The 12,445-nt window shown below is 62.1% G+C and carries 16 protein-coding genes; all 16 read right to left on the bottom strand.

From position 1 onward, the window contains the following. Window positions 1-351, bottom strand: a complete 351-nt coding sequence (locus O9X62_RS11150) for a hypothetical protein (RefSeq protein WP_269532934.1) — start codon at window positions 349-351, stop codon at window positions 1-3. Further along, entirely contained in the window at window positions 348-1,616 is a 1,269-nt protein-coding gene (locus O9X62_RS11145) for a TCR/Tet family MFS transporter (protein WP_269532933.1), read from the bottom strand. The genes O9X62_RS11150 and O9X62_RS11145 overlap by 4 nt, the downstream gene beginning before the upstream one ends. Before the next feature lie 133 nt (window positions 1,617-1,749). Next, window positions 1,750-2,265 (bottom strand): GNAT family N-acetyltransferase, encoded by a 516-nt coding sequence (locus O9X62_RS11140; RefSeq protein ID WP_269532932.1) that lies wholly within the window; start codon window positions 2,263-2,265, stop codon window positions 1,750-1,752. Further along, window positions 2,262-2,705, bottom strand: a complete 444-nt coding sequence (rnhA, locus tag O9X62_RS11135; RefSeq protein WP_269532931.1) for a ribonuclease HI — start codon at window positions 2,703-2,705, stop codon at window positions 2,262-2,264. Before rnhA ends, O9X62_RS11140 begins: the two co-directional genes overlap by 4 nt. After that, the gene (locus tag O9X62_RS11130) at window positions 2,702-3,271 is read right to left on the bottom strand and encodes a GNAT family N-acetyltransferase (RefSeq protein ID WP_269532930.1); all 570 of its coding nucleotides are present in this window, start codon (window positions 3,269-3,271) and stop codon (window positions 2,702-2,704) included. Before O9X62_RS11130 ends, rnhA begins: the two co-directional genes overlap by 4 nt. Beyond that, window positions 3,268-3,870: a CoA pyrophosphatase gene (locus O9X62_RS11125; RefSeq protein ID WP_269532929.1), complete on the bottom strand. Its 603-nt coding sequence runs from the start codon at window positions 3,868-3,870 to the stop codon at window positions 3,268-3,270. Before O9X62_RS11125 ends, O9X62_RS11130 begins: the two co-directional genes overlap by 4 nt. A gap of 66 nt (window positions 3,871-3,936) precedes the next feature. Next, window positions 3,937-4,563, bottom strand: a complete 627-nt coding sequence (locus O9X62_RS11120; RefSeq protein ID WP_269532928.1) for a trimeric intracellular cation channel family protein — start codon at window positions 4,561-4,563, stop codon at window positions 3,937-3,939. Further along, complete coding sequence (locus tag O9X62_RS11115; RefSeq protein WP_269532927.1) at window positions 4,560-5,054, bottom strand: GNAT family N-acetyltransferase; 495 nt, start codon at window positions 5,052-5,054, stop codon at window positions 4,560-4,562. The genes O9X62_RS11120 and O9X62_RS11115 overlap by 4 nt, the downstream gene beginning before the upstream one ends. Further along, complete coding sequence (locus O9X62_RS11110) at window positions 5,051-5,593, bottom strand: cob(I)yrinic acid a,c-diamide adenosyltransferase (protein WP_374708393.1); 543 nt, start codon at window positions 5,591-5,593, stop codon at window positions 5,051-5,053. Before O9X62_RS11110 ends, O9X62_RS11115 begins: the two co-directional genes overlap by 4 nt. Window positions 5,594-5,604: 11 nt before the next feature. Then, window positions 5,605-5,985: a hypothetical protein gene (locus O9X62_RS11105; protein WP_269532925.1), complete on the bottom strand. Its 381-nt coding sequence runs from the start codon at window positions 5,983-5,985 to the stop codon at window positions 5,605-5,607. 13 nt (window positions 5,986-5,998) lie between these two features. Then, window positions 5,999-7,804: an aminopeptidase P family protein gene (locus O9X62_RS11100; RefSeq protein WP_269532924.1), complete on the bottom strand. Its 1,806-nt coding sequence runs from the start codon at window positions 7,802-7,804 to the stop codon at window positions 5,999-6,001. A 174-nt stretch (window positions 7,805-7,978) separates the two neighbouring features. Continuing rightward, window positions 7,979-8,875 carry an alpha/beta hydrolase gene (locus O9X62_RS11095; RefSeq protein ID WP_269532923.1) on the bottom strand — a complete coding sequence of 299 codons (897 nt, stop codon included), beginning with the start codon at window positions 8,873-8,875 and terminating at the stop codon, window positions 7,979-7,981. Continuing rightward, window positions 8,872-9,729, bottom strand: a complete 858-nt coding sequence (locus O9X62_RS11090; protein ID WP_269532922.1) for a hypothetical protein — start codon at window positions 9,727-9,729, stop codon at window positions 8,872-8,874. The genes O9X62_RS11095 and O9X62_RS11090 overlap by 4 nt, the downstream gene beginning before the upstream one ends. A 9-nt stretch (window positions 9,730-9,738) precedes the next feature. Continuing rightward, on the bottom strand, window positions 9,739-10,350 hold the full coding sequence (lpoB, locus tag O9X62_RS11085; protein WP_269532921.1) for a penicillin-binding protein activator LpoB: 612 nt from the start codon (window positions 10,348-10,350) through the stop codon (window positions 9,739-9,741). Between the two features lie 53 nt (window positions 10,351-10,403). After that, complete coding sequence (locus O9X62_RS11080; protein WP_269532920.1) at window positions 10,404-10,781, bottom strand: YcfL family protein; 378 nt, start codon at window positions 10,779-10,781, stop codon at window positions 10,404-10,406. Window positions 10,782-10,820: 39 nt separating this feature from the next. Beyond that, window positions 10,821-12,317, bottom strand: coding sequence for a COG3014 family protein (locus tag O9X62_RS11075; protein ID WP_269532919.1), 1,497 nt, complete (start codon window positions 12,315-12,317; stop codon window positions 10,821-10,823). Window positions 12,318-12,445: the final 128 nt, after the last annotated feature.

Here is a 12,445-nt window from a genome sequence, read left to right as displayed (position 1 = left end):
TCAGGCTGCGTCGTCCAGACTGTCCAGCTCGGGGTTCGGATCGTAATGATAAAGCAGCAGATAGTCTTCCCAGCCCTCTTCACCCGTGCACATGGCCATGGAGCTGGCGCGCATGCGGTCGCCAAAAGCATTAGCGGGATAGAAAGCCGCCTGCAGGATCGGCCAGACCTTGGCGGCGTGATCGGTTTCGAACATCAGGTTGACCCAGGGGCCTTCATCATCACCGGTCTCCATCGCAAAGCTGGTAATCAGCGGCTTGTGCACCTTGAGGCTATCGCACACCGCCATGAGCTCGGCTTCGTCGTAATCGCTGGTGCGATCGGGCTGGATCTGGATGCACAGGGTGGTCATGTCGGGCTCTCCGGGCTGACTTGGGTAGCTAGGGTCTTGGGTACGGGGTGGCGGCGGAAGTGCCACCAGGCAATCAACAGTGCCAGCCCCTGCAGGGCCGCACAGGTATAGAAGGTGGCGCCCATGCGCCAGTCACCCGCCGGCAGGTGGCTGACACGGGCCAGAATGGCGGTGCCGATCAACGGGCCGAAAATGATGGCCAAGCCCTGGATGGCATTGAGCGAACCCTGGGTCAGCCCCTGCTCACGCGGATCGACCGCCTTGGATACGATCGCCTGCATGGCCGGGCCGGCGGCAAACGAGAACAGATTGGCGAAGATCACTACATACATCAGCCAGCCGATGGTTATGCTGCCGTAGGCCACATACGCCAGCGCGGCGGAGCCGATGCCCAGCAAGGCCAGCTTCTGCTCGCCAAAATGCTTGAGCAAGCGCCCCTGCAAACCACCCTGCACTACCGCACCGACCAGACCCACCACAAACAGCGCAATGCCGTTGTCGGTTGGCGTCCAGCCAAAACGGAAGGTGGTGTAGAGCACCCAGGTCGTCTGCAGGATGAACTGGCCGAGCAAAGTCAGCGCAAATACCGCCACCAGGCCGCCTATGCCTTGCAGGCGGCTCAGGTGCAGCAGGGCCGAAAGCGGGTTGGCGCGCTTGAGCGAGAACGGCGCACGACGCTCCTTGGGCAAGGATTCCGGCAGTACGAAGTAACCATATAGCCAATTGAGCATGGCCAAGCCTGCCGCCACAAAGAACGGCAGCCGCACATCCTGTCCGCCCAGCAAGCCGCCCAGCATGGGGCCGAAGATGAAGCCCAGTCCGAACGCCGCGCCCAGCATGCCGAAGGCTTTGCCGCGTTTGTCGGGTTCTGTGATGTCGGCCACATAGGCATTGGCCACCGAGAAGCTGGCGGCGGTGCTGCCGCTGATCAGGCGGATCAACAACAATGCCATCAGCGAGGTCGCCATCGCATGCACCAGCAGGCTGAACGCCAAGCCGAAAATCGACAACAACAGCACGGGTCGCCGACCAAAACGATCCGACAGGGCACCCAGCAAGGGCATGCACAGGAACTGCATGACGCCATACACGGCCGACAGGATGCCGAACCAGTGCGCCTGCTCGTCCGGGCTGCTGGTGAACTGGCCGACCAGAATCGGTAGCACCGGAATGATCAGGCCGATACCCAGGACATCCAGAAACACCGTCACCAGGATGAAGGTCAGGCTGGCTTGGCGGTTGCGGCTGAAGAACTGCTTGAGCACGATGTTCCTCGGTTGATGGCAGGTGCTGATGGAAGCAATGCAGGCGTAGGTTGCCAATAAGCGCAGCGCATTGCACCACACATCCCGGGCCTGTGCGGGCAAGGTGCAATGCGGCCGTCGGCCTTATTGCACCCTACGCGGTGTGACTGGGGGTATGGAAGGTCTGCACCACGCCGCCGCCATCTTCATCCTCCCATCGCCGCTCGGCAAAGTTACCGCCCGTGTACTCGCTGATCGCACGGCGCCAGAAGACCTGGGCGGCGGCGTTTTCATCGATCTGGCGGACTTCCCATTTGCCGGGGTAGCGGTCGAACACGGCACGCGCGGCAAGCTTGCCGATGCCGCGTTTGCGCATCCCGCGCAGGATGAAGAACTGCAGCACGTCGTGCACATCGCTGGCGCCGTCGAGCTGGCTTTTGTTATCGATGATGGCAAAGCCGGCGGGTTTGCCATCGACGCGGATGATCAGCGTGGCAAACACGTTGATGAAGTATTCGTCGAACTGTGCCTCGGTGAGGAAGTAGCCCGATTCCTTGAAGCTCAGCGTGGTGATTTCGCTGAAATCATGCGAGTACAGGAGCTCCATGCCGCGCAGCAGCGGGCGGTCGTTGCCGTTGTACGGGTGCAGGGTGATGGCTGGCGCACTCATCGGATGCTGTCCACGCCACGGTTGGCGAGCGCGTCGGCGCGTTCGTTGCCAGCGTGACCCGCGTGGCCTTTGACCCAAGCCCATTCAACCTGATGGCGGCCACGGGCGGCATCCAGACGCTGCCAGAGTTCAGCATTCTTGACCGGCTTCTTGTCGGCGGTTTTCCAGCCGTTGCGCTTCCAGCCGTGTATCCAGCTTTCAATGCCGTTCTTCACGTACTGCGAATCGAGCCAGACCTTGACCGCGCACGGACGCTTGAGCGTTTCGAGCGCCATGATCACGGCCATGAGTTCCATGCGGTTATTGGTGGTATCGGGCTCGCCGCCGAACAGCTCCTTCTCCTGGCCTTTGTAGACCAGCAAGGCACCCCAGCCACCGGGGCCGGGGTTGCCTTTGCAGGCGCCATCGGTGTAGGCGACGACGACGTCGCTATCGCTCACTTCTTCTTGCCCTTGGCGGCCTTGGCCACGCTGGGGGGAATCAGGCTGTAGCGGTATTCGTCGCTCGTGCTGCCCTTGAACTTCTGGGCATTGGGGATGGTGGCGGCACGCTTGAAACCGAGCGACTCAACCAGCCCAATCGATGCGGCATTGCGCGTATCGACAAACACTTCGTATTCCAGCGCCATGAACGGGCCTTCGAGGTGTTCGAGCAGCTTGGTCACGGCCTCTTTGGCGTAACCCTTGCGCTGGTGCTCGGCAAAGACGAACCAGGCAACGATGGCCTTGTTGTCTTCATCGACCGTGGCTTCAACGCGGCCGATGTAGGCACCGTCGGTCAGGCGTACAGCCCAGTTGAGCCACCATTCATCGCCGCTTGGCGAGCTGCGGCTTTCGAGGCGTTTGTAGCGTTCGCGCAGGGCTTCGACGCTGGCGGGCGGCTCTTGCGGGATGTACTGGTACAGCGAGGCATTGCTGAGGCCGGCGAACAGCGCATCGGCGTGGCTGGCCTTCAGCGGTTCAAGGGTCAGGCGCGCGGTGGTGAGAACGGCGTTGGCAGCGCTCATGAATGGGTTTCCTCCAAAGTTCGGCGGAGCATCATCAGCATGCCTGCTGTGGCGCCCCAAATGATCTTGCCCTGCCAATCCAGTGCATAAGTCACCATCCTGCGCTCGGGCAGGTTCAGGCTCTTTTCAATATAGCTGGCAGGGTTCAGCACAAAGCTGAGCGGTACTTCGAAGACCTCTTCCACCTCATCGGCCTGCAGGGCCAGCACGAAATCGGGCTGGACCAGCGCCACCACCGGCGTCACCTTGTAACGGGTAATCGTGGTGTAGTGCGATAGCCGCCCCACGGTCCGGACCAGCGTGGGGGCGATGCCGACTTCTTCTTCGGTTTCGCGCAGCGCGGCCTGCTCGGGGGTTTCATCGATTTCGGTACGACCACCGGGGAAACTGATCTGCCCGGCATGCTTGGCCAGGCCGGCATGACGCTTGGTCAACAAGATAGTGGGGGCATCCGGCCGCATGACAATGGGCACCAGCACGGCAGCGGGCGTGGTGTCGTCTTCGGTATGGATGTCACCACCGGCAGGTTGCCGGGCAGTATCGAGCCGATGCGCAAGCCAGTCGCGCAGGGCGTCGAAATCGGTGGGGAGGGTCAACATCCTGACTATTCTACCAAGCCATTGGCATATCGGCCTGTCCGGCAGACGATCGATAAGGGAAACTCCCTAGACGGTCGGCAGCCGGAAGTCCCTCGCATGAGCCAGCAAGCGGATGACCAGACCCACGGCAAACAGCGTCCACAAGGTGGCAGTGCCGCTATAACCCAGTGCGTGTGCGGCATACAGCAGACCAGCCATCAGGATGGCGACCGTGCCGTAGAAATCGCGGTCGAGAATGAACGGCACATCATTGACCAGCACATCGCGCAGCACGCCGCCACCTACCGCGGTGATGAAGCCCACGCAGAGCACACCGAACAGATTGAGACCAAAGTCGATGCCGACCTGCGCGCCGGCCAGGCTGAAGGCAATCAGCCCGATCGAATCAGCCAGCACGAATACGCGGTGCATGGCGGCGTTCCAATCTTTGTGCAGGCTCAACAGCCAGGCCACACCCAGGGTGGCGATGATGGTGCTGACGGGCGAGGCATCGCGGAATACCACGGGCACACGGTCGATCAGCACATCGCGGATCACGCCGCCGCCAATGGCGGTGAGGATGGCCACGATCAGCACGCCCAGCAGATCGAAGCGCTTTTTCACGCCGACCAGATAGCCCGATATCGAGAACGCAGCGGTGCCGACCAGGAACAGCCAGTCCATATCGAACAGCAGATCAATCAGCATGCTCATGCCGGGATACCCCAAGCCAGCACATGATTGAGGTGCGATTCGCCTTCGAGTTCGAACGCCGTCTCGCCGATGCGCTGGCAACCGATGCGCGCGTAGAACGCGAGCGCTTCCTCATTTCGGTGCCATGTGCTCAGCCAGCCTTGCGGCGACGCCACCGCCACGGCCTGCATCAGCGCGCGCCCCACGCCCTGCCCTTGCAGGCGGCGCAGCACATAGAGCGTTTCGAGCCGTCGGTTCAGTTCGGGCCGGATGGGGCTGGTTTCCATGTTCAGGCTGGCGTAGCCAAGCAGATGGCCATCACGCTCGGCAACCCATATCTGCCGGGCAGGATCGGCCAGTTCGCGCAGGTAGCGTTCGGCAGTAAAGGCGTCCCGCACATAGTCCGCCAATACGGCACGCATGCCTTCTCGGGCGTAGCTATCCACCCATACGGCTTGCGCCAGCGCAGCCAGCACCGGGGCATCTGCCTCGGTAGCGAAGCGGATGATCATGCGGCGTTCAGGCCGGGCTGCCAGCACACATCGGACTGGCCGACGGCCTTATTGGCGCTGCGGGCCAGCACGAACAGCAGATCGGAGAGACGATTCAGGTACTGTGGAGCCAGTGGCGCAACGGACTCGTTGACGGCCAGCGCCACGAGCGAGCGCTCAGCACGCCGGCACACCGTGCGTGCCACATGCAGGGCTGCGGAAGCCCGGCTACCACCGGGCAGGATGAATTCCTTGAGGGGTGAGAGATCGGCATTGAAGCTCACCACATCGGCCTCCAACCTGGCCAGGTGCACCTCGGCCAAGGCCACGCGGCCGGGAATGCAAACCTCGCCGCCCAGATCGAACAGGTCGTGCTGCACGCGGATCAGGCTCTGGCGTATCAGGTCCGGCAGGGGTTCGGCCAGCGCGACGCCAATCTGGCTGTTAAGTTCGTCGATTTCACCCATCACATGGATGCGATGGCTGGCCTTGGACACGCGGCTGCCATCGCCGAGGCCAGTGGTGCCATCGTCACCAGTACGGGTCACAATCTTGCTCAAGCGATTTGCCATTATTCGATCACCCGAACGCGATCCACGTAATACATGGTGTCGCCAAAACAGCTAGTGGGCACGCCAACGTGCTGCTTGTAGTACAAGGTGACCTTCTTGCCCAAAGAGGCATTGATGGCCTCGGCCACCTTGTCGTCATGCACGGTGAACACGAACTTCTCGGTCAACGTGCCGGGGATGTTGATCATGGCCAGCTCGCCCTCCCAGGTCTTGCAGACCCAACCCTTGTGCGCGAGTTTCTGCACATAGCCAGCGCGTTCGCCTTCGGAATAGCTCCAGCTGAGCACGAACCAGATATAGGCCGCGATCAGCAGCGCAATGAACAGCAGCGAGCCGAAGAACCATCGGCCCCAGCGTATGTTGGCGAACGGGTTTTGCATGCGGTTTCCGGGTTCAGATGGGTTCGGTGGATTTGATCAGCCAGTCGCGCGCAGCGCCTTCCACCAGCGGCAGCAGGCGCGCACGCACGGTGGCATGGTAATCGTTGAGCCAGTGGATTTCCGCGCTGTCCAGCAGTGCACGGTCGATGCAGCGGGTATCGATCGGGCACAGGGTCAGCGTCTCGAAGCCGAGGAATTCACCGAATTCACCCGCGCCAACCGAGACATTGAGCACCAGATTCTCGATCCGCACACCCCAACGACCGGGGCGATAAATGCCCGGCTCGTTCGAGGTGATCATGCCCGGCTCCATGGCCGTGTGTGCATCGGGCGGGCTGTGTGGCGAGATCGACTGCGGGCCTTCGTGCACGTTGAGGAAGTAACCCACGCCGTGGCCTGTGCCATGGCCGTAATCCACATTGGCCGCCCAGATCGGCGCACGGGCCAGGGCATCGAGCAGCGGGCTCTTGGTGCCACGCGGGAAACGCGCACGGCTCAGGTTGATCATGCCCTTGAGCACCAGGGTGAAATCACGCTGCTGGTCGGGGCTGACCTGGCCGATGGCCACAACGCGCGTGATATCGGTGGTACCGCCCAGATACTGGCCGCCCGAATCGATCAGCAGCAGGCCATCACCTTCAATCACGGCGTGGCTGTGTTCGGTAGCGCGGTAATGCGGCATAGCGCCGTTGCCGTTAAAGCCGGCAATCGTCGCAAAACTGGGGCTGACAAAGCCGGGGCGGCGGGCACGTGCGGCGGTGATCTGCTCATCGATGGTGACTTCGGTCACCGTTTCCTTGCCGAGTGCGCCTTCGAGCCAGCTGAAAAAGTCGCACAGCGCCGCGCCATCCTGCGCCATCGCCTCGCGCACATGCTGGGCTTCGTCGGCGGTTTTGATCGACTTGGCAAAGGTGCTGGGGTTGATCGCCTCGATCACCGTCACGCCAGCCGGCACCGCTTGGCGCAGGCCCAGCGTGATGCGGCGCGGGTCGATCAGTAAACGGGTACTGGCCGGCAGGGCGGCCAAGGCCGTCGCTGCCTGGGCGTAGGGGGCGAAGGTCACGCCATCGTCCGCCAGTCGTTGCGCCAGTGCGGCATCAACCTTGCCTTCGGCCACGAACAGGGTGGCGATGTTCTGCGCCAGCAAGGCATGGCCGACAAAGATCGGGTTGTAGTTCACATCCGCACCGCGCAGATTGAACAGCCAAGCAATGTCGTCGAGCGTGGAAATGAAGTGCGTGTCAGCACCGAGCTTCTGCATCTCGCCGCGCACCGCTGCCAGCTTGTCGGCGCGGCTGATCGTGGCGTAAGGCGGCAGGTGTTCGTAAATGGCCGCGGCAGGCAGGCCGGGACGGCCTTCCCAGACGGCCTCCAGCAGGTCGATATCGGTACGCAGCAAAATACCGCGTGCCACCAGGGCCGATTCCAGTGCACGCGCACCAGCGAGACCCAGCACCGCACCATCGGCACCCACCACCGCGCCCGAAGGCAGATTGGCAGCCAGCCAATCGATATGCGCAGGGCTGCTGGCCACGGCGATCTTCATCAGGGCGATGCCTGAACCCGCCAACTCGGCTTCTGCCTGCGTCCAGTAACGGCTATCCACCCACAAACCGGCAAAGTCGGCGGTTACGATCAGCGTGCCGACCGAACCATGAAAACCACTGAGCCAGCGCCGGCCCTGCCAACGCGAAGGCAGGTACTCCGACAGATGCGGATCGCTCGATGGCACCACATAGGCGCTCAGGCCTTGCGCCCGCATGGCGGTGCGCAGGCTGGCAATTCGGGCGACGACAGGGTTTTGCGTGGGGGCATTCATGATCGGAATCCTTGTGGCGCGTGGCGCGTCTTGTGGACATGGCCAAGCAGGCGGATGAAGCACGGGTGGTCTAGCTCGGTATTGTCGGTGAGGTATCGGGCGCGCAGCAAGCCGTTACATCAGTTCACCATTCAGCGCCCCTCGTAGGGTGCAATAAGCGTAGCGCATTGCACCCTAAGGTGCGGGGCATGCCCAGCCGCCACGGAAGTGCTGCTCCACCCTTGCCCACACCTGCTGCACGCCATCGCTCACCGGGGTTTGCAGGCCGTGGTCGGCATCGGGCTGCGCGAGTACGCAGCTGGGTGTAGGGCGCTGGGGCAAGCGTGCGCGGGTGTTGGCGTAGACATCGGCGGGTATCAATGCGTCCTGTTCGCCATAGGCCAGCAGCAGCGGGATCGTGCTGGCTTGCACCGTGTCGGTCAGCCGCATGGCAAAAAGTTGCCGCCAATAGGCCAGCGTTCTGCCTTCGATGATCTGGCTGTCAGGACGCTGGCTCGCGGCCGCCGTCCGCAAGCGTTGCCATGCCGCCGTCTGGCCCAAACGTACGGCCTGCCGCTCGCCGACCTCTGCCGGGTCCTGCGCGGCATTGCCCAGCATCACCCACAGCGCCGCACCGCCCAGACGCTGGCTCAGCGCGGGTACGAGTTCGGCACCTTCGGAGATGCCGATCAGTACCAAGGGTAAGTCGGAGGCTGCGGGCACTTGCTGGCGAATGGCGGATTCATAGGCCGCCAGATTGTTGAGTGGCGCATCACTGGCGATGAAGTCGGGCGAACAGGGATCGGGGGCAGGCCACTGTGCGGCATCCACACCCGGCTTATGCAGCACCCAGACTTCGCCATGCAGCAGACCGGCGAAGTAGCGTTCGGCAATCGGTGCCAGGCCGGCGCAGCCCGAACCCGGTAGCACGATGGCGCGGTAACGCAGCGGCGCAACCGTGGCACCGCGTTGCAGGAGTGCCATCTCGCCGTTGACCGTATCGATCCGCACCAAGGAAAAGGGCTGCGCGTTTGCGCAGCCCTGTGCAGCAGCCAACAGCAGCCAGATGGCTAGCTGGATGCCATGCTTCATTTGAGGATGATGACCTCTTCGCTCGCGGCCGGCTTGGCAGGCTTGGGTGTAGATGACTCCGGCTTGACCAGCGGGTTGTCGTTCACCAGACCCAGCTGATCCACCAACTGGTCGTAAGCGCTCGACGCAAGCGACAGCGAAGTCTCGCGTATGACCTTGCCGCGGTTCGGACGCACCACATCGCCACGGTTCGACAGCAGCTTGGTCTCGGCGCCGGCGCCTTGTGCCGAGAACGCGGCGGTAATCGCCAGCGTCTTGGTGTTGATCAGCGAAAAGTCGGCTACCAGATCCAGGCTGTAGGTGTAGGACGCGCTGGTCGTACCTTGCAGCGGCGAGAGTTCGTCGCGGAACTGGATGCTGGTCATCGTGCCGAACAGCACGTAATCAGCCCCCTTGAACTCGCCCTTGCGGATGCGATCCACAATGTCACGCACCTGCGGCTGCTTGACCGGCTTGCTGATCTTGCCGGTCTGCATCTGCTGGTACACCTGCTCGGCCTTGGTCGGCTGCGGCTGGCCCGAATCGAACGCACGGCTCTGGATCAGCTGAAAGCCCGTGCCCTTGAGCAGCGCGCCCTTCAGATCATTGGTAAAGCCATACAGCTCGCGCTGTTCCAGATAGCTGTACGTGCCGGCCACATACTGGGCCTCGCCCGAGCTGCTGGCGGCAAAACCGCCGGCATTGGCAGTCAGCGCGCTCTGGCTCTTGATCTTGGCGACGGCAAAGTACTCCGACACGGCCTCGGTGTAAGCCAGATCGGTCACGGCGATCTTCGGGCCCTTATTGGCAAAGGCCGATACGCTAAGACCGGCAATCGCCAGCAGCGACAGGAAAATGCGGGAAGTGGTTGTCATGTCCGCTCCTTAACGTTTGGAAGTCTTGCGGATTTCCTTCTCGTCCTGCCATTCGATCGTGCCCTCGGCTACGTCGAACATCTTCAGCGTGAACTTGTAGAACACGTCCTTGGTGTTGTTGTTCTGCTTGACGATGCTGGTCAGCTCGCCTTCGAGCTGGTACTTGGCGGCGGTCATCTGGCCAACTTTGGCGGTGCTGTTCTGCTTGTACAGGCCGCTCTGGTTCTGGCGTTGCAGCTCGTCCACGCCCGCCTGCATTTCCTGGATCGAACGGGTGAAACGCACCTTGCCCGACTTCACCAGCTGGGTCTGGATCGAGTTCATCACGTTGGTCGTGTCGATGTACTCGCTGGTCTTGTTCTTCACGGTCGAGATCGTCACCGTGGGGCGGCCCTGGAAAATGCCGGTTTCGAGCAGGCTGCCCACCATCTTCTCGGCGATCATCTGCAGATCGGTCGAGCCGAATTCATTGGTGACCAGTTCCACGGCCTTGGCATCGCCGTAGTTCACTTCGCGATCGAAGCGGACTACCGGCGAGGAGACGCGGGTGGTACAAGCGGTGATCGGGGCAGCGGCCACGATGATGCCGATGGCGAGGGCGAGATGTTTCTTGGTAATCATGGGTTTCATCCTTAAGTGCAGGTTCTTGCTGATACGGCAGTCCGTGCGCCGTATCACTCCATATTCATTTCGATGCGGAAGTCCGTCACCGACGAGTGCGCCGCCACGCCCTTGATGGTGGTCTGCTGCTTGCCCATCACATTGAGCTGGTTCCAGGCCGTATCGTCGCCTACCTGGCTGCCATTGGCATCGAGCCAGCGGAAGCGGTAGTACATACGTGTATCGAACTTGCTCTTGTTCTGCAGGTCCGCCTGCACCACCAGCACATCGTTCTTGCGGGAGATACGCATCTCGGCCACCTTGATGCTGCCGGCATCGCCACGCAGCATCAGCTTGGCGGCAATCGCCGGAGAGGTCTTGTCGTCATCGCCCGCATGGGCGGGCAGGCACAGGCCGGCAGCCAGCAGGGTTACGGTAAGCAGCTTTTTCATCGGATTTTCCTCGTCAAAACAGATCGATCGGTACCGGCATCAACTTGCGCTGGGCGCAGGCTTGCCGTCTTGCTTGCTGTCTTTCTTGGCCGGTTTGGCAGGCTTGGCGGCCTTGGTCTTCTTGCTGGTAGCCGCCGGCTTGGCTTCGGGCTTGGCCGGTGCAGCGATCTCGAACTGCGGCAGCGCGCCAAAGGTGCTGATCGGGCCTGGCACGACCATGTCTTCATAGAGACGCAGCGGCACCACGGCGTACTGGCCATCAATCTTGATCCGGTGGGTTTCGCGGCCATCGATCAGCAGCGGGTACTCACCGGGCGTGACCAGACCACGGGCCAGATACACGCGGCCGGGCAGCTGGCGCCACATGCGATCATCCGCCTGCTCGGTGGCGACCGAGACCACGGTGGCAATCAGGCCACCGATCAGGCCGGTGCGCTTTTCCACTTCTTTTTGCACCGCGTATTTGGTGACCGCGCGTGTCACGTTGCGCAGGATCATGCCGGGCATTTCTTCCTTGAGCTGGCGCCGCGCCATCACGTTCAGGTCCACCACGGGTTCGAGCTTGAAGCTCTGACCACCGAGGCTGACGCTACCCAGGAATGGCTCCACCGACGGCTGGATGACCGGGTAGGAAATGCTCACGGTGCGATAGCCCTGCCAGAAAATCGGCAGCGTGAACTGCTTGGATACCCGCGCAGGTGCCGTACCCGCCTCGATCATGAACAGCACATCCGTCTGACGTTGCTTGCGCTTGAGCATGAAGCTGCTGCGTGCATCCAGCCCGCGCAGGCCCTCCTCAAGGACCGCCGTGTCCGGGCGCAGTTCAATCGCCTTGCGGTAACCTGGTGCAGCCAGGCCCGATTCGCCCAGCACTTCATAGGTGAAGCCGGCTAGATAGTGGCTCAGCGCATTCTGGTAACCGTTCTTGAGCTTGAGCACTTCAGGGTCGTTCAGCGTCTCGACCGGGTAGCCATTGAGCTCGGTGTTCTGCGTCTGGGCGCCCTTCTCTTTGGCATCCTGCTCGGCCTTGACGGCTTCCTTGGCGCGCAGCTCGGCAATCACGGCTTCGCGCTCGTGGGTGCGTTTGATATCGACACGGGCGTTATCGAGGTCGTTGGCGGCAATCCGGTTCATGGCCAGACGCGTGCTCAGCCAGACTTTCTCGTAATCGTGGCCTTCATACGCCTTGAGACGCTCGCTGATCAGCGCCGCGCCGGCCATACCCAGCAGCTTGTCCGGGCTGGTCTTGGCTTTTTCTTCCCACTCGCTGACCTTGGCATCGGCCTTGAGCAGGGCCGCGGTGCTTTCGGGGATCTGCTGGTTCAAGCGCAACAGTTCGCCGCGCTCCAGGTTGTAGAGCAGCTCTTCCTTGTCGCTGCTTGAGGCATCCAGCTGTTGCAAGGCCGCCGGGATGCCCCCGGTCTTGCGAGCTTTGGCAATATCCTGGCTGCGGCTATCGTGGCTTTGCATCGACGCGCAACCGGTCATGAGGACAAGCAGCAGCAATCCGAAGCTACCGCGTACTGAAACGTTCATTGCATCTCCCTGTATAGCAACCAGACACTCACCCCTACCGGACGGTAGCGATGCGAGCACATGGATCAACAATGCAGGATAGGTGCCGGCAGCAACATCGTCTGCCCGTCTGTCGCGAGTCCGCGTGC

Source organism: Chitinimonas sp. BJYL2 (genome assembly GCF_027257935.1).
Classification (GTDB): Bacteria; Pseudomonadota; Gammaproteobacteria; order Burkholderiales; family Chitinimonadaceae; genus Chitinimonas.
This window is presented reverse-complemented; position numbering and strand designations above follow the sequence as displayed.

Bases quoted from the DNA above. Each gene is read 5' to 3' on its own strand.
- O9X62_RS11150 (WP_269532934.1), bottom strand. From the start codon at position 351: ATGACCACCCTGTGCATCCAGATCCAGCCCGATCGCACCAGCGATTAC.
- O9X62_RS11140 (WP_269532932.1), bottom strand. From the start codon at position 2,265: ATGAGTGCGCCAGCCATCACCCTGCACCCGTACAACGGCAACGACCGC.
- O9X62_RS11130 (WP_269532930.1), bottom strand. From the start codon at position 3,271: ATGAGCGCTGCCAACGCCGTTCTCACCACCGCGCGCCTGACCCTTGAA.
- O9X62_RS11125 (WP_269532929.1), bottom strand. From the start codon at position 3,870: ATGTTGACCCTCCCCACCGATTTCGACGCCCTGCGCGACTGGCTTGCG.
- O9X62_RS11120 (WP_269532928.1), bottom strand. From the start codon at position 4,563: ATGAGCATGCTGATTGATCTGCTGTTCGATATGGACTGGCTGTTCCTG.
- O9X62_RS11115 (WP_269532927.1), bottom strand. From the start codon at position 5,054: ATGATCATCCGCTTCGCTACCGAGGCAGATGCCCCGGTGCTGGCTGCG.
- O9X62_RS11105 (WP_269532925.1), bottom strand. From the start codon at position 5,985: ATGCAAAACCCGTTCGCCAACATACGCTGGGGCCGATGGTTCTTCGGC.
- O9X62_RS11100 (WP_269532924.1), bottom strand. From the start codon at position 7,804: ATGAATGCCCCCACGCAAAACCCTGTCGTCGCCCGAATTGCCAGCCTG.
- O9X62_RS11095 (WP_269532923.1), bottom strand. From the start codon at position 8,875: ATGAAGCATGGCATCCAGCTAGCCATCTGGCTGCTGTTGGCTGCTGCA.
- O9X62_RS11090 (WP_269532922.1), bottom strand. From the start codon at position 9,729: ATGACAACCACTTCCCGCATTTTCCTGTCGCTGCTGGCGATTGCCGGT.
- lpoB (WP_269532921.1), bottom strand. From the start codon at position 10,350: ATGATTACCAAGAAACATCTCGCCCTCGCCATCGGCATCATCGTGGCC.
- O9X62_RS11080 (WP_269532920.1), bottom strand. From the start codon at position 10,781: ATGAAAAAGCTGCTTACCGTAACCCTGCTGGCTGCCGGCCTGTGCCTG.
- O9X62_RS11075 (WP_269532919.1), bottom strand. From the start codon at position 12,317: ATGAACGTTTCAGTACGCGGTAGCTTCGGATTGCTGCTGCTTGTCCTC.